General features: G+C 55.8%; 19 protein-coding genes, 1 tRNA gene and 3 pseudogenes. 8 read left to right on the top strand and 15 right to left on the bottom strand.

Annotation, left to right across the window (positions count from 1 at the left end):
- Positions 1 to 277: 277 nt before the first annotated feature.
- Positions 278 to 367, top strand: a tRNA-Ser gene (locus QU606_RS27745).
- A 593-nt stretch (positions 368 to 960) separates the two neighbouring features.
- Here QU606_RS27745 and QU606_RS27740 read toward each other — a convergent pair.
- From QU606_RS27740 to QU606_RS27730, 3 genes are all read right to left on the bottom strand, one after another.
- Positions 961 to 1,680, bottom strand: a complete 720-nt coding sequence (locus QU606_RS27740) for a hypothetical protein (protein WP_304997851.1) — start codon at positions 1,678 to 1,680, stop codon at positions 961 to 963.
- Between the two features lie 47 nt (positions 1,681 to 1,727).
- Positions 1,728 to 2,555 carry a hypothetical protein gene (locus QU606_RS27735; protein WP_133714986.1) on the bottom strand — a complete coding sequence of 276 codons (828 nt, stop codon included), beginning with the start codon at positions 2,553 to 2,555 and terminating at the stop codon, positions 1,728 to 1,730.
- Between the two features lie 200 nt (positions 2,556 to 2,755).
- The gene (locus QU606_RS27730) at positions 2,756 to 3,919 is read right to left on the bottom strand and encodes an Arm DNA-binding domain-containing protein (protein ID WP_304997850.1); all 1,164 of its coding nucleotides are present in this window, start codon (positions 3,917 to 3,919) and stop codon (positions 2,756 to 2,758) included.
- Positions 3,920 to 4,327: 408 nt separating this feature from the next.
- Here QU606_RS27730 and QU606_RS27725 point away from each other — a divergent pair, with 408 nt between their 5' ends.
- Together QU606_RS27725 and QU606_RS27720 are read left to right on the top strand one after the other, a co-directional pair.
- Positions 4,328 to 5,005, top strand: coding sequence for a hypothetical protein (locus QU606_RS27725; RefSeq protein ID WP_304997849.1), 678 nt, complete (start codon positions 4,328 to 4,330; stop codon positions 5,003 to 5,005).
- Positions 4,978 to 5,972, top strand: a pseudogene (locus QU606_RS27720) (hypothetical protein). Before QU606_RS27725 ends, QU606_RS27720 begins: the two are co-directional and overlap by 28 nt.
- Here QU606_RS27720 and QU606_RS27715 read toward each other — a convergent pair.
- Together QU606_RS27715 and QU606_RS27710 are read right to left on the bottom strand one after the other, a co-directional pair.
- Positions 5,941 to 6,621 (bottom strand): hypothetical protein, encoded by a 681-nt coding sequence (locus QU606_RS27715; protein ID WP_304997848.1) that lies wholly within the window; start codon positions 6,619 to 6,621, stop codon positions 5,941 to 5,943. The pseudogene QU606_RS27720 and the gene QU606_RS27715 sit on opposite strands and share 32 nt — an antisense overlap.
- A complete protein-coding gene (locus QU606_RS27710; RefSeq protein WP_304997847.1) occupies positions 6,614 to 7,876 on the bottom strand; it encodes an AAA family ATPase in 1,263 nt (420 codons plus the stop codon). Before QU606_RS27710 ends, QU606_RS27715 begins: the two co-directional genes overlap by 8 nt.
- A 1,051-nt stretch (positions 7,877 to 8,927) precedes the next feature.
- Here QU606_RS27710 and QU606_RS27705 point away from each other — a divergent pair.
- The gene (locus QU606_RS27705; RefSeq protein ID WP_304998656.1) at positions 8,928 to 9,137 is read left to right on the top strand and encodes a diguanylate cyclase; all 210 of its coding nucleotides are present in this window, start codon (positions 8,928 to 8,930) and stop codon (positions 9,135 to 9,137) included.
- 53 nt (positions 9,138 to 9,190) lie between these two features.
- Here the strand turns inward: QU606_RS27705 and QU606_RS27700 are convergent, their stop codons facing one another.
- From QU606_RS27700 to QU606_RS27675, 6 genes are all read right to left on the bottom strand, one after another.
- Positions 9,191 to 10,231, bottom strand: a complete 1,041-nt coding sequence (locus QU606_RS27700; RefSeq protein ID WP_024076913.1) for a DMT family transporter — start codon at positions 10,229 to 10,231, stop codon at positions 9,191 to 9,193.
- Positions 10,232 to 10,308: 77 nt separating this feature from the next.
- Positions 10,309 to 10,644, bottom strand: a complete 336-nt coding sequence (locus QU606_RS27695) for a hypothetical protein (RefSeq protein WP_024076912.1) — start codon at positions 10,642 to 10,644, stop codon at positions 10,309 to 10,311.
- A gap of 91 nt (positions 10,645 to 10,735) precedes the next feature.
- Positions 10,736 to 11,089, bottom strand: coding sequence for a gamma-glutamylcyclotransferase family protein (locus QU606_RS27690; RefSeq protein ID WP_024076911.1), 354 nt, complete (start codon positions 11,087 to 11,089; stop codon positions 10,736 to 10,738).
- Positions 11,090 to 11,106: 17 nt separating this feature from the next.
- The gene (locus QU606_RS27685; RefSeq protein WP_069076755.1) at positions 11,107 to 11,766 is read right to left on the bottom strand and encodes a M24 family metallopeptidase; all 660 of its coding nucleotides are present in this window, start codon (positions 11,764 to 11,766) and stop codon (positions 11,107 to 11,109) included.
- A 435-nt stretch (positions 11,767 to 12,201) separates the two neighbouring features.
- Entirely contained in the window at positions 12,202 to 12,780 is a 579-nt protein-coding gene (locus QU606_RS27680) for a DUF4337 domain-containing protein (protein ID WP_024076909.1), read from the bottom strand.
- Between the two features lie 54 nt (positions 12,781 to 12,834).
- The gene (locus QU606_RS27675; protein WP_024076908.1) at positions 12,835 to 13,719 is read right to left on the bottom strand and encodes a LysR family transcriptional regulator; all 885 of its coding nucleotides are present in this window, start codon (positions 13,717 to 13,719) and stop codon (positions 12,835 to 12,837) included.
- 93 nt (positions 13,720 to 13,812) lie between these two features.
- Between QU606_RS27675 and QU606_RS27670 the strand changes: the two genes are divergently transcribed.
- Entirely contained in the window at positions 13,813 to 14,808 is a 996-nt protein-coding gene (locus QU606_RS27670) for an NAD-dependent epimerase/dehydratase family protein (protein ID WP_024076907.1), read from the top strand.
- Here QU606_RS27670 and QU606_RS27665 read toward each other — a convergent pair.
- A complete protein-coding gene (locus tag QU606_RS27665) occupies positions 14,768 to 15,124 on the bottom strand; it encodes a DUF2784 domain-containing protein (RefSeq protein WP_024076906.1) in 357 nt (118 codons plus the stop codon). The two genes, QU606_RS27670 and QU606_RS27665, sit on opposite strands and share 41 nt — an antisense overlap.
- Before the next feature lie 109 nt (positions 15,125 to 15,233).
- Between QU606_RS27665 and QU606_RS27660 the strand changes: the two genes are divergently transcribed.
- Positions 15,234 to 15,920, top strand: a complete 687-nt coding sequence (locus tag QU606_RS27660; RefSeq protein ID WP_024076905.1) for an HAD-IA family hydrolase — start codon at positions 15,234 to 15,236, stop codon at positions 15,918 to 15,920.
- Between the two features lie 364 nt (positions 15,921 to 16,284).
- Here QU606_RS27660 and QU606_RS27655 read toward each other — a convergent pair whose 3' ends face one another.
- Positions 16,285 to 17,031: a 3-oxoacyl-ACP reductase family protein gene (locus QU606_RS27655; protein WP_024076904.1), complete on the bottom strand. Its 747-nt coding sequence runs from the start codon at positions 17,029 to 17,031 to the stop codon at positions 16,285 to 16,287.
- Positions 17,032 to 17,156: 125 nt separating this feature from the next.
- Between QU606_RS27655 and QU606_RS27650 the strand changes: the two are divergent.
- Positions 17,157 to 17,738, top strand: a pseudogene (locus tag QU606_RS27650) (LysR family transcriptional regulator); the annotation flags it as partial.
- 275 nt (positions 17,739 to 18,013) lie between these two features.
- Here QU606_RS27650 and QU606_RS27645 read toward each other — a convergent pair.
- Positions 18,014 to 19,051, bottom strand: coding sequence for an IS110 family transposase (locus QU606_RS27645; RefSeq protein WP_168233670.1), 1,038 nt, complete (start codon positions 19,049 to 19,051; stop codon positions 18,014 to 18,016).
- A 66-nt stretch (positions 19,052 to 19,117) separates the two neighbouring features.
- On the opposite strand from QU606_RS27645, the pseudogene QU606_RS27640 reads away from it, so the two are divergent.
- Positions 19,118 to 19,477, top strand: a pseudogene (locus tag QU606_RS27640) (LysR substrate-binding domain-containing protein); the annotation flags it as partial.
- Positions 19,478 to 19,508: 31 nt separating this feature from the next.
- Here the strand turns inward: QU606_RS27640 and QU606_RS27635 are convergent.
- Positions 19,509 to 20,237, bottom strand: a complete 729-nt coding sequence (locus QU606_RS27635) for an aspartate/glutamate racemase family protein (RefSeq protein WP_168232602.1) — start codon at positions 20,235 to 20,237, stop codon at positions 19,509 to 19,511.
- Positions 20,238 to 20,244 lie beyond the last annotated feature (7 nt).

Raw genomic sequence — 20,244 nt, 5'->3', positions numbered from 1 at the left:
ACGTTACCCACCACGCCCGCCCTGGTAAAGCACCATGACTGACTACCCAGTCAGACTTTTCCCGTATACCCGACGGCAGACGGCCTAGGGCAGGGCACAGCAGCCAGGGTAGACCCTCGCGATCAGTGCCTGAGATTGGCACAATCACCCTCCTGCACCGCCCCCACGCCGACATACCCCCTAACCGCATGAAAATTCTGAAAAAAACCTTTGCCATCAGAAAGGCTTTCGACTACATTAGCGCGCCTCGACAGACTGAACTGGTTTGACGAGATACGGTGAAGTGTCCGAGTGGCTTAAGGAGCACGCCTGGAAAGTGTGTATACAAGAAATTGTATCGAGAGTTCGAATCTCTCCTTCACCGCCACATTAAGTAAACACAAACCCCTGATTTTCCTAGAGAAAGTCGGGGGTTTGTGGTTTCTGGCGTCTGAAAAATGGCCATATGGGACAGATCTGGGACTGGTGGTGATGTTCCGCTTCTCGCATCACTCTCAAAATCGGCTTGTATACTCTGAAGGAATGTTTTTGAATCAGTACGGCTACGAGCGAGGTGTAGCAGTGGTCTGACCATTTCCTTAGCATCGACTGGAAGTCATCTTTATGAGTCAATTAGAAAATTTAGGCAGCACAGCTTTCTCCCGTCTCCGTGTGTTGCAGCGAATTGAGAAAATAGCCTTAGCCCAGAATGTTACGGAGTTGAGTTTCCGCTTTGGGATTACTATGGGGTACCTAAACGCAGCGGCTGAACTGAGATCGCTGGGAAAGGGGGATTGGGAGGAATTAGTTTTATCCGCAGAGAGCGCATATGACAACCACCCGTTGGCATCGGTAAGTTCTACTAGTTTAACTTGAAAGGGCAGAAAGTTCAGGCGGTGCCGCCTTTGTTGGCTCTTTGTGCTCTATGTGGTTTATTCTGAGGGCGGTAGATTGGAGTTGTAGTTGTGTGTTTTTATTTTTTTATTTTGTGAATGAAAGTTCTTTCCCGATTTCAATTAATTGAATTCGTCCAATTTTTTTCGACTCAATACATGCAACTGCGTACTTTGAGTTGATATTTCCTAGTAGGTAGCATTGCTCTGTTTTGTACTGTTCCCCTACGGCTTTTGGCAGTTTTATGTCTCCGTTTAAGATTGAGCTGCCCCAGACTTTTCCAAGATAAAGAGGAGTTATATACAGGGCGAAAAGTGCCCCGAGTAAAAAGCAAATCGCAATTTTGGTGTTGAGTTTTTTATGAATGCAGACTTGAAATACAGCGAGGGTTACTAGAGTTCCCGCAATCAAGTATAAGCTGTAGCAGATTAATTTTGAAAATTTATAGCTGTTCATCCAGTCTTTGTTTAATTCATCTGTTGGCATGTATTTTAAAAATATTAACGTGAGTGATAGAAGTAAGAAGCTTACTATTTTTGCAGTTACTAATTTTCCAGAAAAGAAAATATAGGTGCTCGCAGCACAAGTTACACCGACCATAGCTAATGGCTCAAGCCCTGCGCGGAGAATGTCCTGTGTAACAGCAAAATCAATAACCCAGCCTGCATTTAATGTTTCGTACATTGACATTAGCTTTACAAAGCCGGCAATGTACGCAAATGCAGAAAGTCCGACGATGGCGCTGCCAAGTTTACCAAGCCCTTCTAGGAGGTTCGTAGGCACGGGCGGTACGCTTAACGTATTCATGAAAACTCCATAAAGTACGCCAACCTTTTATGGTTGGCGCTGAACAACTAAATATCTATGTTTCCTATCCATTCGACACCGTAGACTTTGAAACGTTTCAACTCCCCTCTGCCAGTCAAGATTCTTGATGCATTTAATGAGATTTTTCCGTCCAGACCTCTGTTTCGATCATGGCTGGACTTTGTAAGAAATTCTTTCTCGGCAGGGCTTACATCTATATCCAAATCAAATGGTATAGTTCTATCTAGTTCGTCTACAAATACTCGACCATAGCCACTCAGAATATTGTACTTGGTGACGTTACCAATTATTCCCTCTTCAGGCTCGCCTTCATCTCGAATAGATACGTAAGCCATGGTTGTATGATCTAACCTGATCATCTCTCCTACTCTCGGGCGCGAGATGGATATTTCCATGTTGGCCGCATTTTGGATGGGACGATGTAGTGATGCCATAGGTGACTCAAGCGCAACGCCAATTTCCCCAATAAGAGGCTCAACTCTATCTGCAAGCCGCCTTACGAACGGAGTTTCTGGAATATGTTCCCCTCCTATTGCTTCAGACCAAGTCCATTTTAAAAAATCCCAAAATGCAGGTGTGATTACGCTTGCCCCGATAAATTGGACGACAGGGTCTGTAAAGACAATTGTAACCAACTCTTCGAAGCTACCATTTTTGGGCGGATGCAAATAGACTTTGGCGCCTGCAACTCGCTCAGCTCGCTTTCGAATTTGTCCTTCATTTATAAATGCATGCGTGGTTACTGACAGCGCTCTCGCCAATCCCTGCGTTGAAACGCTTGCATCATAAATGTCTAGCAGCCCTTGATCCGCGCTTCCACCGCTGTATGAAATCTTAAAATTAAGCTCTTTCATTTACACCTCACGTCCTTGAGTACCGGCCTTGACTGGCCGTAAGCCATCATTCTTGCTGGCGCCTAATGTAGTCAAATTAAGCTGAAAGGCATAGCGTCTATTCTGTCTATCCGCGAGTAGACTGCTTTTTGCTTATTTTTGTGTTGTAAATAGGTTTCAGCCTCGCGATATTTGCTTGCCTCGATGCAGCGCCACGACATCTAGAGATTCAATGCAAGCTGCAGCATCCCTACGACATGCGGACCATCCTCATTGATCCACGTCCCATAGTGCTGACGAATCATGTTCCCGTTGGTATGTCCCATCTGTTCAGCGATCCAGTCGATCGACGCTATCCCTGTGGTCAGCAACTGGCTGGCGTACGTGTGCCGGCACTGACCAGGTCCACGATATCGAACCCCGGCCGCGAGCAAGTGAGCCTTGAAAAACCTGTCCCGCACCACGAAGTCGCTGACGTGCGGCAGGCCGCTTTTCGTATTCAGGAAAACAAAGTGCAGCTTATGTTGCCGGACGGTTTTGTTGTCCCGCTCAACAATATCAACGGTTTCCGCCTTCTTTTTTCTATTCAACGCATCGATCTTCCTCAACGCATCCCACGCCGGGGCTAGCAGGCGAACCTTGCGCGTTGATCGACGGGTTTTCGTCACCCGATAAGCCCCTCGCACCTTGGACCGACGGAACGTCACCGTGCCTTGCTCCAGGTCGACATCCTCCCAGGCCAGGGCAATGGTCTCGGACACCCGGGGGCCGGCCCATATCATGAACTGAACCATCAACAGTTCTTGCGTGCGGTTGGTATGGGTTTCCAGGATCTGTTTGATTTCCGCCCTGGTGAACGGGTCGGGTGCCTCGGGATCTGGCAGTCGCACCATTAAACCCTCGGTCGGGTCATGCGCGACTTTCATCCTGGTGCGATAGAGCCGGAACACCTGGCGGACGTTGCTGATGATGTCGCGGATGGTCTTGTTTTTGAGCGTTTTCGACAGTGTTACCTGTATCCATTCCTGCAGGTCCAGGTGGTCGATATTTTGGATCTGTACCTTCCCCCAGCGCGGCCGTACGTGAACCTCCGCTTTGTTGGCGTAACCCCGATAGCTGGAAGCCGCGACGCTGTTAGCTTTGATCTTCAACCACAAGTCCAGGTAATGGCCGAATGTGTTTTCCACCAACTTGACCGAGTTGGGAAAGTGCCGTGCGTAATCGAAGGTGCCGGCCTGAATCTCGTACTCGATGATTTCAACCATGCGCTTAGCCTGGGCCACGTTGGCCGGCGTGTTGCCGCCCGGGATTGCTTCCCGGCATTTCTCCCCGTTGTATTGAAAATAGATTCTCACGGACTTCCCGCGAGCTTCGACCCCACTCATGTAAACCCCTAAAGCTGTGCTTGTGTATCGACAGTCTGACGATCGGAAACAAAAAGGCCCGTTTCCGGGCCAAGTATCTGGTAGCGCATCTTCTTGTGGACGCGGCTTACCCTTTGGGCTTGTGGTTGCGTAGATGCGCGTTCTGCAGCTGGCGCCGCTGACTGCACTTGTCATGGTTACCTTGGGCGCGCCACCTGCCGCACTGATCGCAAAGGCTGGTGTAGTCAATGTTCCATGGGAAGCGCCGCGCTGGTGTTGCTGCAGGATTGTTAGACATTGCGTGATACACCCCGGGTTGTCGGCTTGGCGAGCAGTTGGGCGACGACGGCGGCGCCCGTTTCGCTCAGTTCGCCCAGGGTGTTGGCCATCTGGCTGAGATTTTCGAGGCGGGTTTTTGATTTAGGGGTTTTGTGTACCAGGTACTCGCTGATCAAAGACGAAGTACGGTTGGAGATCAAAAGCCCCGGCCGGGAGACCTTCACCATCCAGGCAGAAGGGCCGGTCAAAGGTCTGGTGACGCTCGATATCGGCTACAACGACAACACGCTGCAGCGCCACTTCATCGGCTTTGTTGAGCGCTCCACGGCGATCAACAGCGTGCAGCAGATCCTGGTCTGCCGTGAACTGGCGGAAATCCTGTCGCAGCCTATGCCGTTGAACCTGCGCCATGTCGACCTGCAGGGCGTCTTGGCCGAGGTCAGCGACAAGACCGGTCTGCGCTTTCGCGTGCCGGACAGGGCCTATGCCCAGGCCAAGGCGCCGTTCTTCTATAGCCTGGCTGCCGGTTACCTGGCCATGGACAGCCTGGCCAGCGTGTTCAGCATCCCCGACTTTATCTGGCAGCAGCAGGGTGACGGCGAAGTATTTGTGGGCAGTTGGGCCGACAGCTTCTTTGGCATCCGCTCGCCGCTGCAGCTGCCGGTAGAACTGTTCGACGGCTACCAGGGCAACCAGAGCGCAATGATCGCGGCCCTTCCAGGACTGCGCCCAGGTGCAACCATCAACCAGGGCGAGAGGATCACCAGCGTGACCCTTGCCGGCAATCAAATGGCGAGTAAATGGACGACGCAATCTGTCGCAGCGTAGAGCGGCAATTCCCCGAACTGACCGACGGCTACCACCTGCCACACTTTGGCCGCGTGGTGGCCGTGCCCGATGCACCGGCCGCACCTGGTCTGTGCGACGACTTCCGGCCGCGCTTTGGCGTCGACGTGGAAGTGCTGCTGCCCGATGGCGAACCGGATCCTGGGCTTCTGATCCTGACTGGCCTCCCGCTGCCGGCGCCGATGGGTGGGCAAGAGGCGGGCATGTTCGGCTTCCCGGAGGAGGGTACCACCGTGGTGGTAAGCTTTGCCTATGGCCTGCCGCACAAGCCCTTTATCACGCAGATCCTGCCGCACGGCCTGAGCCTGCCCCGGGTACTGAAGGGTGACCAGGTGTGGCAGCACAGCGAGGCCTGCCAGCAGCGCGTCGACACCGATGGTAAGTGGCTGCGCCAAACGGACGGCAAGATCCAAGACAAGGCGATCGAGCGGGAAGTGGAGGCGATGCAGAACACTGAGAGCTTCCAGAGCCACACCCGGACGGTGGACGACCATTCAACCGAATCGGTGGGCGGGATCAAGAAGATCGAGGCGCTGGGGGCACTCAAGCTGCTGTCGGGGGGATTTGCCAGTCTGGTGGCGATGGATGATCTACACCAGGCGACTGGGAGAGACTTCAACTTGGTGGTCGGACAAAAACATAATGCAATAGTTGGAGGGGATATGGATGAAGCAATCAACGGCTTGCGTTATAGCATTTCAGAAGTTAGCCAAAACTTTCAGGTCCCAAAAACTTGGATAGGTTCCGCTAGCGTAAATGTTCTTCGAATTCTGAATGATGTGATTTGTCTTGTTGAGAGTTTAATATAAAGCTCTCTGAGCACGTTCATACGAATATAGGGCAAGCGCCGCAAACTGCTGCGGCGTTTATTGAAGATGCTTTTAAGTTGGAGGCGCTGTCTTCGGAGCTAACTTCCGTCACGTTGAAGGCTGAGCCTCGTAAAGGTTGATTGCTGTGTTCAATATTTCAAATAGTTCAGGTGATTCAATGATGGGCCACCTTAAAAAAGCTGAATACTCTTGTTTAACATCCATTAAAGCTTTTAAGTGTTCGATTGCGAGCTGGCGGGCGCTAGGCAGCTCGTCATCATTGATGAATGTATTAATGTGTTGAATTACTTTTGCATATCTCCTATAAACCCGCTTTCTGAGCTGGACGCTCGTAATGGACTTGTTTCCGGTGTCAGCCTCATTGAAAATTCGGTTCAGTAAATGTGCGGTTTGCAAGGTGGAGGGTTCGTCGTTGGTCGCCTCAATTATAATGTTTGAGAATGGAGTATTTGGAGGGATGTGACGAACTAACATAAGTACATTTAATGTTGGATCAGTACAGTCTAGAATATTATCGTAATGGTGTCTTTTAAAGTTGTTGCACCTGCCGCAGGAATAAAATAGATTATTCCAGTCATACATTCTGCTTTCGCACCCCTGATGAGATCGGAAGTGTTCAATGTTTAAAATAAGAGGGTCTTTGGTCTCGCAGATATAACATTTGCTATGAAAGGCTTGGTCTAGTGATGCCACAACGTCTTTTGCGCTATAACTACTTTTGGCTGCTAGGGAAGCTGGAATGGTAGATGGGCGTATGACATTAAACATTTTTTCTGGCTCGCTTCTTAGTCAGATATTTGTTTAAGGCTATTTCATAGAACATTCTAGACTCATCGTCAAGGGTGTCCGCATGTGGAGACAGTGCCTCTAGTAATTTATTGATATCCTCGGGAATAAAGTTTTCGTCGTTACTTTTGGAAGTGAGCTCCTGTAAGAGATCTTGCATTTTTTGCGATATTGGAGGAACACCCAGTATTCCTTCCACCACGTGTTCCAAAGAAAATAGAGATAAATCTTCACACTCCTGCCCAGTCGATATGTCGTAAATAAGGGCGTCATCAATCGAAGTGACCACGAACGGCGAGTGGGTCGTTACGATAAATTGAATGTTTGGAAATGATCTTGTGAAGAAGGGAAAAATTTTCCTTTGCAAGGATGTGTGAAGGTGTGCATCAATCTCGTCAATTAACACTACTCCTCTCAACTCAGTAGGAAGTACGCTGAAATACTCCGTTCGCACGAGAAGGTCTGCATATATTTCAAAAATAGCTAGGTAGCCAGATGATAAGCTCTGAAAACTGTAGGGTGGCCTGTTATCTTGTTTCAAAGAGAATGCTAAGTTCTCATCGTCAAAGACAGTGTGAATTGAATCGTCTTCAAAAAGAAACTTGAGGTTTTTTTCAAAAGCTTTAAACCAGGTTTCTATTCGTTGTATTTTTTCTTTGTTTCCCTTTCTCATAGCTAAGCCAATATTGACTTCAAGATTAACTAGGTGCTGCTCTAGGTTGCGTCCTAGGTTTTCCTTTTTCTTATAATCAGGCATTTCCGGAGTAAGTGCCGTTGCTGCTGTTACTTTCAGAATTTCAGACTTTCTCGTTGCCTCATAAAAACGAATAATTGCATGTGCTTCCTTATATTCCTTTACGAAATTGTCTGAGGACACATACGAGATGGTCAAAGGCTCTGTTATTTTTTTTATTGCTTCACGGTAATAGCTAAGTGTAGATTCGTGGCCAGAAATCCTGGTTATGGGGTTTATTCTAGGTTGGTGTGTTTCTTCTGCTTGTCTAAGCTGGTCTCGGAGGTTTTCCAGTTGTGATAATTGTCCCTCGTCAATGTTGTTCATTAGGATCTGGTGTAACGACTTTAAGAATGAGGTTTTGCCTGATCCGTTTCTACCAATTATTATCAGATTTCGAGACTTTATATCTATTGAGACTTGGCGCGCAGTAGTTATAATTTCTCCTGAAATGTGTTTTATGTGCTTTGCGCTTTTGTTTTCTGTTTCTAAGGTATCATTCATTTTAGTTGTGTCCATGCGCTAGGCTTGCCCGATTGCTATCTTCACTAGTTATGTTTGTGAAGTTTAGATCTTGGTGTTTACTAATTGGGTCTATTTTATCAGTGGTGAGCTTAGTTGCTATAAGTGCGTTATGGCCCGAAAGTGTCACAAAAATTCCATCAGAGGTGAATGGCATTAGGTGATTTTGCATTGGCGCTTCCTTGAAGCCGTTGGCTGACGCGCTCTTGGGCGGGCAGCAGGTTTGAGAGTTTAAGTAGGTATTGACACAATGGCGATGCCTAAGAGGCCGGTATTGGGCAAAAAAATCAACTTCATAAAAAACAGGGGGGTGGCGAGCTGAGCGAGCGTGTGGTTGCACACATCCCTGTACGAAGAGACAGCGGCTTACTGATGATGACCACGAGTTGATGATAACGGCTGTACCGGCGAGTGGAGGCTTTCTAAAGAATAAACTCATCCGAAAAGCACTTATCCCCCTCCCGCCGACGGGCTTTGTGTCCCTTTTTTGTGCAAACGGGGTTTGGGGTGCAAACGGTGCCCCCGCCCAAGCCCGCTGCGGGGGCTGGGGGATGTTTCGCAATTGCACAGAGCGCAAGGCTTTGCAAAAAAGTGCAGTGGCCTTGCACATGCGTCACGGGACGGCAGGGGAGTGGTCACGCAAAGGAGGTGCCCGGTTTACGGGGGCTATGGTTGTGAAAACCTGCTGCAGGCGGCGTTTTCGTTTTCGGAACCGTTCATATCAGGGGTCAACCAGCTGCGGTCAAACCCTACGCAAAAAACGACTGTGAGGCCCAGCCTGTCTGGGTTTCAAGCATCCTGAGACATTGCACAGTATCGGCATCAGTTTTCGGGTGTGAGTACCCATCGAGAGCGTGCGGAAAAAATCGCCAGAACGGTTAGCGCATTGCTATTTTCCAGGCAAGGGGTGGGGAAAAGGGTAATTTTAGTAATCGGTAGGGAAGAATGGGCTGGAGCCCTTATAAAGCTTGGCTTTCAGCCATTACCTTGGAGAGTAATATCCTTGGAGAGTAATATAAGGTAACGAAGTTCGCTGCAGGCGGCCACGGATGTCGCAGAGCGACTGCGGGCCTCGATCGAAGCGGCAGATATCTACATGGTCGGCCACATCACCGTTTCGCTTGGCGTAGCGCTGTGGCGCCCGGGCGGCGATTCGGTATCCGCTGTGCTGGAGAGGGCTGACCAGTTGTTGTACCAGGCCAAGCAAAGTGGTCGTAATCGGGTGGTGGTGCAACCGTCTTAAAGGGGTGGGGCGTCGGGGGATAACATCGTGATCACACGCCCCCCAACCCCTCTTCAATGCCTATGCCGATGATGCACATCCGGAAAATGTGCATGGCTATGCTTCATCGCACCATGCATATGCACATGACTATGTGGCACCTTCGCATCCCACTCAAACCCATGCTCATGCTGGTGATGTTCATCGTGCACATGCCAATGCCCGTGCTCAGTCGCTTCATGTTGATGCTCATGGGCGTGCCGCTCCGTCAGGTGCAGCCACACCCCTACGGCCATCAGCGCGGACGCTATCCAGAAGGCCGCTGACACCGACTCCCCCAACGCCAGCAGCGCAATCGCGGCGCCCAGGAATGGCGCGGTCGAGAAATAGGCCCCCGTGCGCGCGCTGCCCAGCCCGCGCAGTGCCAGTACAAACAGGACCAGGCTGATGCCGTAGCCCAGGAAGCCGACCAACAGGATCGGCCCCAGTTGCGCGGCACTGGGTAGCTGCGCGCCGAGATAAAGCGCCAGGCTGCAATTGACCAGGCCCGCCATCAACCCCTTGGCGCCGGCGATAAACAGTGCGTCCGACGCCGACACCTTGCGCGTCAGGTTGTTATCGATCCCCCAGCACAGGCAGGCCACGGCTACTGCCAGCGGGCCGGTCCAGTCGTGGCTTGGGCCGCCGCCTTCGGGCCATGACAGCACGACGCCGCCCAGCACGATGGCGAGCATGCCGAGGACGATGCGTCGATCCGCGTTTTCCCGGAATACCAGCCAGGCGATGACGGCGGTCAGTACCGATTCTAGGTTGAGCATCAGGGAGGCCGTCGAGCCGGTGGTGCGGGTAAGGCCGAACATCAGGGCCACGGGGCCGAGGATGCCGCCGAATGCGATGGCACCGAGCAGCCAGGGCCATTCAGGTGCGGTCAGGCCGGTGGGTTTCCAGCCGCGATCACGGATGAGGCGTACGGCACTCAGGCCAATACCGCTGCCGAGGTAGAGCAGGCCGGCGAGCAAGATGGGCGAGAGGCCCAGGCCGAGGCTTTTGGCGAGCGGGGTGCTGGCGCCGAACAGCGCGGCGGCGGCGAGTGCGTAGACGATACTGAGGTTCATGGGCCATCCTCGGAAGGTTGGCCCATGATACGTCGCTCACTCGGGTTAAATCCCGGGCGAATACAGCAACGTGAGGTTTATTGCGCTTTTTTCAGCTTGATCACATCACCGGAAATGTTGGTGGTGTAACCGCTCAGCACCCAAGCCCAGAACCATTTTTCCTGTACTTGTGTGTTGATCAGCGCGTCGCCGCCTTTTGCCTTGATGGCAGCATCCTGTGCACGCACGAAACGGCTGTTCTGGCCGATCGGGATGACGCCGAACAGCATGATGCCGGTGGCGCTGGCTTCGCTGTGGCCCAGCACGGTGTATTGATTGCTGTCGTACTGCGGGGATTTGATGGCGGTGCCGGTGCAACCTGCGAGGGCGAAACCGAGAACAGCTGCTGCAACCACTTTACTGACGTACTTCACTGAGTAACTCCATGGGCTGAATCCCGAGATTCAATTCTCGGGGGCGACACTTTAATCGCTCCTGTAACAGATTGAAATAAAAGCGCCTGCGTCAGGCTTGCACATACACCCACGCGGTGAGGCCCGAGGCCAGCGCCACCGATACCCGCTTGTAGTCCGACACTTCGTAAGCATCCGCCGCCGCCAGCTCCTGCTCGGTGATCTGGAACACCATCCCGTCGACGCTGGCGCCTTGCTCGAGGGTCGGCGCCACGATCGGATGATGGGTCTTGCCACTGGTGGCCAGGACGTGCGGGTCGGTGATTTCTACCCAGCGTTGCGAGTAGCCCAGCATGGCGTCGTGATGGCCGCTCAGTTCGCGGCCGAAGTTAGCCAGTTGTACGGCTTTGTCCTGCAAGGTGCCGTAGGAAAACAACAGCACGGGAAATTCGGTTGAGCGTTCCATTTCTGTTCCTTGAAGGGTCAGGCGAGCAGGTCTTCGTAGAAGGCGCCGTAGGGTTGGGTCGGGTGGGCGATCTGGATCTCGAGAATCCACAACCCGGCATTCGGACAGTGCTCGAAATCACCCAGGTCGCCGCCACGATGAATGGCGTGGGGAAAGTCGCTGACACGGTGGCCCTTGATGTCCAGGTTCAACCGCCAGCCCATGGCGCGCGCTTGTTCTTCGGCGTAGCGGTAGAGTTCGAGGCCGACCACCTGGTCGTTTTTCCAGCGCGATTGTACGCGGTCGAACAGCTCCTTGGCGGCGCTGGCGCAGGCGATCATGTCCGGGTCGGTGCCGGTGGCGAATGTCGCGCCGGCGTCACCTTCGTGGCCTTGCCACACGGCGCCCATGTCGATGAAGAAGATATCGTTGTCGCCCAGCACCGGGTCGCCTTCGGAGCGTTGCTTGAAGGTCTTGAGGGTGTTGGCGCCGAAGCGCACCAGCAGCGGGTGCCAGATGCGTTGCATGTTCAGGTCGGCGAGCACTTGCTTGCCCAGTTCACGCGCTTGGGACTCGAGCATACCGGGGCGGATGCGCTGTGAAAGGTGTTCGATGGCTTGCCAGGTCATGGCCTGGGCGTAGCGCATGGATTCGATGCTGTAGGCGGCGCCCACGGCTTCTTTGGGTTGTGCGGACACCGGTGTTCCCCTCGAGTTGAATAGCATCAGGCGTTATGCGTTTAACTATATAGCGACTCGCAGGCAGAGCCAAAGCGCAAAGGGGCTGTGCGACGACGTTTTCTGTCGAAATCACCTGCTGGGGTTGATGAGTCAAGCGTCAACGAGGCCGTAATCTTCTCAAGCATAAAACGACCGAATTTGTGTGGCGGGCCTGTTGTGTTGAGAGGGCTTATTGTGGTGATCGGGCCTGTTGTGGCGAGCGGGCTTGCCCCGCGTTGGGCTGCGAAGCGGCCCCAAAACCTGGCGATTTAATATGCCTGGATAAACGCGGTGGCCTTATTGGGGCTGCTTCGCAGCCCAACGCGGGGCAAGCCCGCTCGCCACAACAGGCTCGCTTGCCACGGGGGAGGGGCGGTTTACTGCGCGACAGCACTCGCAAGGTTTTTATGCCCCTCAGACATGCAACCAGGCCAGGCTCCCCAGCAGCATCGCCACACCCGCTGCCGTATACGACAGCCGCTTCAACCACTCTTTCCTCGTCAACAACGTGATCGCCGCCAACGAGATCGCGATCTGGATCGCGGTCATCGCTTGGGCCCAGCGGTGATGCTGGTGCAGTGCCTGTTCGGATTTTTCATCCCAGGCTTTCGAGGTCGCTTCGAGTTTCTCGGCCTGCTTGCGCACTTCTTCCTTCTGGTTCCTGTAGCGCTCGATCTCATCCTTGTAGTGCGCGGCGTCCACACCAGGAATATGGGTGGCCAGTTCCGCCAGGTTTTGCCGGCTGGATTTGGCCTGGTAGTAGTTCCATTGGTTGGCGGCTTCGGTCTTGATGATGGCGGCGTTGTTCTTGTCCATCGCCGCTTCGCTTTCGGTGGAGCCGGCCTGGTAGCTGAGCATGGCACCCAAGGTGGCCATCAGGGCGGTCATCACGGCGATGCGGCTGGCGAAACTGTCGCCGCGTCCGTGGGCATGTTCAGTGGTGTGTTCGATGTGTTTTTCGTGGGGGCTGGGGACTTCGAAGGCTTCGGACATGGGGGCGTCTATGAAGGGAGTGAGGGAGTCTGATTCTTTACCAGTGAAGCTGTCTCAATCCTGTACGTAACGCTGCAAACCCTGCACGAGGGCATCGAATGTGACCCGGCAGCGCGGGCTGTTGCGCAGGTCTTCATGCATGGTCACCCAGGTGTCGAGTTTCAGCGCGAAGGCCTGCGGCAATACGCGCCGCAAGCGCGGGTCTCGTTTGGCCAGTTGCACCTGGCATCCACCGATACCGGCGCCGGCGCGGATCAGGGCCAGTTGGGCCAGGTCGCTGTCGCTGCTGAAGGCAAAGTCGCTGCGTTCGAAGCCGGTGATGGCCACGCTGCGGATAAACGCGTTGGCCTGGTCGTAGCCGATCACCGAATGGTCGGTGAGGTCTTTCAATACCTGTGGTATGCCGTGTTGTTGCAGGTAATCGTCGCGGGCGTGCAGGCCGACTTCGATCAGGCCGATGCGCTGTGCCAGCAGTTGTTCCTGGCTTGGGCGCACCATGCGCACGGCGATGTCGGCTTCCAGTTGCAGCAGGTCGCTGAGGCGGTTGGTCAGTACCAGTTCGACCTTGAGATGCGGGTGCTGCCGGCGCAAGTGCGTGATGATCGACGGCAGCACTTCCACGCCGACCACTTCGCTGGCCGACACGCGCACCACGCCGCGCACTTCGTCGCCCTGGGATGACGCGGCGCGCTCAAGGGCGGCGGCGGTGCGCTCCATGGTTTCGGCATGGGCGCGCAAGGTGTGGGCTACCGCGGTGGGCAGTAAGCCCGTGGGGGAGCGGGTGAACAGCACCACGCCCAGGGCACTTTCCAGCGCAGCGATGTGCCGACCGACCGTGGGCTGTGTAATGCCAAGCAGCCGCGCGGCCCCTGACAGCGACCCCTCCTTGAGTACCCCGAGGAACGACCGGTAAAGCTCCCATCCAATGCTTGATGCCATGCATAAATGTATAGCGACTGGATGGTCTTCGGCAATTTATCTATAGCAGGGCCGCGCACACAATGGCCTCACCAACCACTGTGGGAGAGGATGATGAGCAAGGTTCTGGTATTGGGTGCCACCGGTGGCATTGGCGGCGAAGTGGCGCGGCAGTTGAGCGCGGCGGGCTGGGAGGTGTGTGCGTTGACCCGGGATGTCGACAAGGCCCGTCGCCAGAATCCCGCCCTTACCTGGCTCAAGGGCGATGCCCTTGATCGCGCGGCGGTGATCGCGGCCGCCCGTGGTTGCGCGGTGATCGTCCACGGGGTCAACCCGCCGGGCTACCGCCATTGGGCCGAGCAGGTGCTGCCGATGATCGACAACAGCATCGCCGCCGCCATCGCCGAAGGTGCCACCATCGTACTGCCCGGTACGGTCTACAACTTCGGGCCGGATGCGTTTCCCGTGTTGCACGAAGACTCGCCCCAGCACCCGCAGACTCGCAAGGGCACGATCCGGGTCCAGCTTGAGCAACGTTTACGGGAGGCGTCCCAGCAGGGCGCCCGGGTGTTGATCGTGCGCGCCGGTGACTTTTTCGGTACCCGGCTGGCCAATAACTGGTTTGCCCAAGGGTTGGTCAAACCCGGCAAACCCGTACGCCGCGTCAGCTATCCCGGTGCCCCTGGGGTGGCTCATCAATGGGCCTACCTGCCGGATGTGGCGCGTACCGTGTTGGAGTTGATCGAGCGCCGCGCGACCCTCGACGCCTTCGCCTGTTTTCATATGGCCGGGCATGTGGATACGGATGGCACGCAGATGACCCAGGCGATCCAGCGCGTGGTGTTGCGCCGGACAGGCCAGCAACCCCAGGTCGGCGCGTTCCCCTGGTGGCTGTTGACGTTGGCGATGCCCTTTGTCGTGACCGTGCGCGAGATGCAGGAGATGCGCTACCTGTGGCACACCCCGTTGCGCCTGGATAACCAGCGCTTGCTGGCGACCCTCGGCCACGAGCCCCACACCCCGCTGGAGCAGGCAGTAGAGGCCACATTGGAGGGCTTGGGTTGCTTGCCTACGCCCGCCTGGTCAGGCGCACATACACCGCAAGGTTGACCAGCACCACCACGGCGCCCAACACCAGTTGAATGTTCGGCGTCAGGCCGGCGGGGTAGATCAGCGTCAGGATGTAATGCTCGATAAAGCCACCGCCATAGCCGTCTTGCCCGGCCAGGTGGCGAAACAGGTTTTCCCAGCGGGTCAGCGGACACGGCAGGTGGAACACCTCCACCGCAATGCCCCAGGCGACCGCAGGTCCATGCAGCCACAGCACCCCACGCCACTTGAGGGCGAGCAACCCGCCGAACAGCACGAACACAATGAAGGACAGATGGAACAGCACCAGGCTGTCGGCGGCCAGACGGTAGAGCATCACGGGCACTTCAAAAGGAGGGCCCCACAGTCTAAAGGGTTGCCTGCTGGCAAGGGGGGCCGTTATTGTGCTGAATCCTTTTAGTCCTTCCCCCCAAGGATCTGTAGTGATGAATGCACCGCGTACCGCCGCTCCGATCAAGGCCGTCATTTTCGATATGGACGGTTTGCTGCTGGATACAGAAGGCATCTACACCGAAGTGACGCAGATCATCGCCGAACGCTACGGCCGTACCTATGACTGGGGGATCAAGCAGCACATCATCGGGCGAGGCGCCCAGGACCTGGCCGACTATGTGGTCAAGGCGCTGGACTTGCCGATCACATCGGCGCAATTCCTCGAAATCCGTGAACCGCTGATGAGCGAGCGGTTCCCCAGGGCCCTGGGCATGCCCGGTGCCGAGGCGTTGGTGCGGCACTTGAAGGCGCACAATATTCCGATTGCCGTGGGCACCAGTTCGTCGCGCAATTCGTTTGGCCATAAAACCACCCTGCACCGCGAGTGGTTCAGCCTGTTCGGCACCATCGTCACCGCTGACGACCCGGAAGTCGGTGCCGCCAAACCTGCGCCGGACATCTTCCTCACCGCCGCCCGCCGCCTGGGTATCGCGCCACAGGACTGCCTGGTGTTCGAAGACTCACCGTTCGGCGTCACCGCTGCAAAAGCCGCGCGCATGACCGCCATCGCCGTGCCTGATGAAGCCATGGCCGACAGCAAGTACCACCACGCCGACCAGATCATCCGCAAACTCGCGGACTTTGACCTGGCGGCCTATGGCTTGCCGCCAATGTCCTGATTCACCACGATCAAACGGTGGGAGGGCCCACTGCCTCTGTGGCGAGCGGGCTATTGTGGCGAGCGGGCTTGTTGTGGTGAACGGGCTTGTTGTGGCGAGCGGGCTTGCCCCGCGTTGGGCTGCGAAGCAGCCCCAAAACCTGGCAATTCAATATGCCTGGATAAACGCGGTAGCCTTATTGGGGCCGCTTCGCAGCCCAACGCGGGGCAAGCCCGCTCACCACAACAAGCCCGCTCGCCACAAAAATCGGTCGCTTAGTGAAAAATTTAATACTTAAGAATCAATAAGTTACTTTATTGAGAAGAGGGAGCACGTCGAATCGTCGCTCCCTCTCCCTCATTTGGTTTTGCAGGGCTTCAGAAAATCAGGCGCTGAACCCACCGTCGATAGTCAGGCTGGCACCGGTGATATACCCGGCTTCAGGCCCGGCCAGATACGCCACAAAGCTGGCAATCTCTTCCACATGCCCATAACGCCCGACCGCCATCAACCCGATCAGGCTCTCGGCGAATTCGCTGTTCGCCGGGTTCATGTCGGTGTCCACCGGCCCCGGTTGCACATTATTGATGGTGATCCCACGTGGCCCCAGGTCTCGCGCCAACCCTTTGGTCAAGCCGACCAGCGCGGCCTTGCTCATCGCGTATGGCCCACCCCCGCCAAACGGCATGCGCTCGGCGTTGGTGCTGCCGATGTTGATCACCCGGCCACCTTCGCCCATATGCTTGGCGGCTTCCTGGGTCGCGATAAACACACTGCGCACGTTGATCGCCAACGTCTGGTCGAAGTCTTCCAGCTTGAAGTCTTCCAGCGGTGCGATGGCCAGTACGCCAGCGTTGTTCACCAGGATATCCAGGCGGCCAAACGCTTTGACGGTGGCATTCACGGCATTGCGAATCGCTGCCGCATCGGCACTGTCGGCATGGATCGCCAGGGCCTTGCCGCCTGTGCTGAGCACATCGTTTTGCAGTTCCTCAGCCTTGGCGGCCGAGCTGACGTAGGTAAACGCGACGGCTGCGCCCTGCGCCGCCAGGCGCTTGACGATGGCAGCGCCGATGCCACGGGAACCGCCTTGAATCAAGGCAACTTTGCCGCTGAGGTTGTGGGTGGTCATGTCGATCTCCAACGGGTCCAAGGCGGTATGCCTTGTTGATGGGACCGAGTATCGACCTCGCCTGCCCATGCCGGTAGACGGTGATTGCTATAGTCTGTGTAAACCAAAAGTTTAGAGTGGGCGATATGGAGAGCTTTGGAAGTATCGAATGCTTTGTGCGCAGCGCCGAAGGCGGCAGCTTTGCCGAAGCGGCCCGGCACTTGAGCCTGACCCCGGCAGCGGTAGGAAAAAGCGTCGCCAAACTGGAAGTGCGCCTCGGTGTGCGTCTGTTTCAGCGCAGCACCCGCCGCCTGGCCTTGACCGAAGCCGGCAAGCTGTTCCTCGAAGAGGTCAGCGGCAGCCTCACCACCATCCAGAACGCCGTGGCCAACCTGGCCAGCGCCGAAGGGCGGCCGGTGGGCACGCTCAAGGTCAGCATGGGCACGGTATTTGGCAACCGCTATGTGGTGCCGCTGCTGGGGGCGTTTATGCAGCGCTTTCCGGATATCCGCCCGGACTGGCATTTCGATAACCGCCAGGTCGACCTGATCGGCCAGGGCTTCGATGCCGCCATCGGCGGTGGTTTTGAACTGCCCCAGGGCGTGGTGGCGCGCAAGTTGGCCCCCGCCCATCGGGTGCTGGTGGCATCGCCGGATTACCTGGCGCAACGCCCAGCGGTTTTGCTGCCCGAAGACTTGTCGCGGTGCAGCGGCATTCTCATCCGCTCATACATGGACGCCCCCAGTATGCCAAGCGCTCAATTCGTGAAAACACAGACGGGATAAGGTTGCAGCCATACATCCGGACTTTAAGTGAGGCTATGCCTCTGTCCCTGATGGAATTCGCTGATCGGGCTCTTATCACCACAACGCGCTCGAAGCGCTGTGAGCGGAGCAGAGTTACCCGATCCCGGTCCTACCTGTCTTGCCATCACGTCATGATCGCCTGAGCAACCTTGGAAATACTCCCTCTAACGCACCACTTTTTGATTCCACCGAGCCGGCTACGCCCCTGTTACATCAGGGGTGTAGTCGGCTCGGAACTTGCTGCCATGGGCCAATAGTGCCCAGGCTATCCGGACAGTTTTATTAGCCTGAGCAACAACTGCAACGTTGGTGTGCCGACGAGCCAATAACCCCTTCAGCCAATCCGCCGAAGGATCTGTTTTACTCTCCACCACTCGAACCACCGACCGAGCGCCGTGAACCAGCAAAGTGCGTAAATAACCATCGCCCCGTTTACTGATCCCCAACAACGTGGGCTTTCCTCCGCTGGAATGTTGTCGTGGCACCAACCCCAGCCATGCTGCCATTTGCCGACCATTAGTGAAATTCTTCGCATCACCCACTGACGCCACTAGCGCGGTTGCAGTGAGCGGGCCGACTCCTGGTATTTCTGCCAGGCGGCAACTGTCTTCATTGCTGCGATGCCATTGTTGAATCTCCCGTTCCAACTCGACGACCTGTCGATCCAGCTCTTTGAAATGCTCACTCAAACGCTGCATCAGTTGGCGCAAAGATCGAGGAAGAGCGTTGTCACGATCTTCCAAAATGCCCGGCAAACGCTCGGTAATATGCCGAATGCCCTGCGGCAAGACCACGCCAAACTCTCCAAGAAGTCCACGAATCGAATTAGCTTGTGCCGTTCTGGCCTTTACGAATCCCTGCCGTGCGCGATGCACGGCCAGAATAGCTTGTTGCTCTACCGTCTTGATCGGCACAAAGCGCATGTTGGGCCGAGTAACGGCTTCACAGATTGCTTCTGCGTCAGCTACATCGCTTTTGTTCGACTTCACATAGGGCTTCACAAATTTCGGTGCCATTAACTTGACCGTATGACCAAGTGCCTGCAGTTTTCTTGCCCAGTAGTGGGCTCCGCCACATGCCTCCATGCCCACCAGGCACGGCTCTAACGTGGCAAAAAACGGTACAACTTGTTCACGTTTAAGCTGCTTCCTTAGCGCCGTTTTTCCTTGTTCGTCGATCGCGTGAAGTTGAAACAGGGCTTTTGCCAAGTCAACCGAAACAGTCGTAAGCTTCATGAGGACGCTCCCTTCCGTTAAGTGTGGGTAACACTTTAACTTTGGCACATAGATGCCGTTAGGAAGGGGGCGTCCATCCCATTACCGCAAACCGGCCGCGTGCGCTCCTGGCAACTGACCAGCCTGGCCCGCGAACAGCGCCCGCTGCAGCTCAAGCCCGGCATGACCATGAGTGACTCCGAAGCCGCCTGCTGTGCCAGCGCCCAAGGCCTGGGTATCGCGCTGGTAAGCATGCCGATGGCGGTGCCGTTTCTGCACAGTGGCGAGGTGGTGCGGGTGTTGCCTGACTGGTACGTCGATGACGGCAACATCTCCATCTACTACGCCGAACACAAACTGCTGCCGGGCAAGACCCGGGCGTTTGTGGATTTCATCCTCGAGCAGTTTGTGGGGCAGGGCCTGGGCCTGCAGTTCAGCGCAATCTGAAACGGAGCAGCGCCCCTCCCACTTTTAATCTTCAGTGGCCGAACCGGGTCGGCCAGCCAATGACTTTCTTCGGCCGTGGTGTCGCGTAAGTCCTGATCTTCGATGTCGACAACCCCAACCGCACCAGGGATTCGGCAATGGTCACCGCTGCCGTTACCCCGTCCACCACCGGCACCCCGGTGCGTTGGCGAATCTGCTCATCCAGCCCGGCCATGCCGCCGCAGCCCAGGCAGATCACTTCGGCCTTGTCCTCGCAGATCGCCAGCTCTGCCTGGCGCACGATGGCTTCCATGGCGGCCAATGGGTCTTCTTCCAGCTCCAGCACCGCCATGCCACTGGCGCGCACCGAGGCGCAGCGCTGGTACAGCCCGGCCAGCTTCAGGCGATCCTCGATCAGCGGCACCGTACGGTCCAGGGTGGTCACCACGGAGTAGGCATGGCCGAGGAACATCGCCGTGCTGGCCGCCGCTTCGGTGATGTCCACCACCGGCACGTCGAGCAACTCCTGCAAGCCTTCGCGGCCATGTTCGCCATAACCGGCCTGGATTACCGCATCGAAGGGCTGGTCATAGGCCATCACCCGGTCCATGACGGCGATGGCCGCCAGGTAGCTTTCAAAATTGCCCTCCACCGATTCAGCCCCGAAGTAGGGGGTGAGCCCGACAATCTCGGTGCCTGGCGACGCCACGGCCCGCGCTTGTTGGGCGATGGTTTCGGTAATGGATTCGGTGGTGTTGACGTTGACCACGAGGATGCGCATGGAAGGT

It is taken from the genome of Pseudomonas sp. OVF7, from assembly GCF_030644265.1.
Lineage (GTDB): Bacteria > Pseudomonadota > Gammaproteobacteria > Pseudomonadales > Pseudomonadaceae > Aquipseudomonas > Aquipseudomonas gorinensis.
This window is presented reverse-complemented; position numbering and strand designations above follow the sequence as displayed.

Bases quoted from the DNA above. Each gene is read 5' to 3' on its own strand.
- QU606_RS27740 (WP_304997851.1), bottom strand. From the start codon at position 1,680: ATGAATACGTTAAGCGTACCGCCCGTGCCTACGAACCTCCTAGAAGGG.
- QU606_RS27735 (WP_133714986.1), bottom strand. From the start codon at position 2,555: ATGAAAGAGCTTAATTTTAAGATTTCATACAGCGGTGGAAGCGCGGAT.
- QU606_RS27730 (WP_304997850.1), bottom strand. From the start codon at position 3,919: ATGAGTGGGGTCGAAGCTCGCGGGAAGTCCGTGAGAATCTATTTTCAA.
- QU606_RS27715 (WP_304997848.1), bottom strand. From the start codon at position 6,621: ATGTTTAATGTCATACGCCCATCTACCATTCCAGCTTCCCTAGCAGCC.
- QU606_RS27710 (WP_304997847.1), bottom strand. From the start codon at position 7,876: ATGAATGATACCTTAGAAACAGAAAACAAAAGCGCAAAGCACATAAAA.
- QU606_RS27700 (WP_024076913.1), bottom strand. From the start codon at position 10,231: ATGAACCTCAGTATCGTCTACGCACTCGCCGCCGCCGCGCTGTTCGGC.
- QU606_RS27690 (WP_024076911.1), bottom strand. From the start codon at position 11,089: ATGGAACGCTCAACCGAATTTCCCGTGCTGTTGTTTTCCTACGGCACC.
- QU606_RS27680 (WP_024076909.1), bottom strand. From the start codon at position 12,780: ATGTCCGAAGCCTTCGAAGTCCCCAGCCCCCACGAAAAACACATCGAA.
- QU606_RS27675 (WP_024076908.1), bottom strand. From the start codon at position 13,719: ATGGCATCAAGCATTGGATGGGAGCTTTACCGGTCGTTCCTCGGGGTA.
- QU606_RS27670 (WP_024076907.1), top strand. From the start codon at position 13,813: ATGAGCAAGGTTCTGGTATTGGGTGCCACCGGTGGCATTGGCGGCGAA.
- QU606_RS27665 (WP_024076906.1), bottom strand. From the start codon at position 15,124: ATGCTCTACCGTCTGGCCGCCGACAGCCTGGTGCTGTTCCATCTGTCC.
- QU606_RS27660 (WP_024076905.1), top strand. From the start codon at position 15,234: ATGAATGCACCGCGTACCGCCGCTCCGATCAAGGCCGTCATTTTCGAT.
- QU606_RS27655 (WP_024076904.1), bottom strand. From the start codon at position 17,031: ATGACCACCCACAACCTCAGCGGCAAAGTTGCCTTGATTCAAGGCGGT.
- QU606_RS27645 (WP_168233670.1), bottom strand. From the start codon at position 19,051: ATGAAGCTTACGACTGTTTCGGTTGACTTGGCAAAAGCCCTGTTTCAA.
- QU606_RS27635 (WP_168232602.1), bottom strand. From the start codon at position 20,237: ATGCGCATCCTCGTGGTCAACGTCAACACCACCGAATCCATTACCGAA.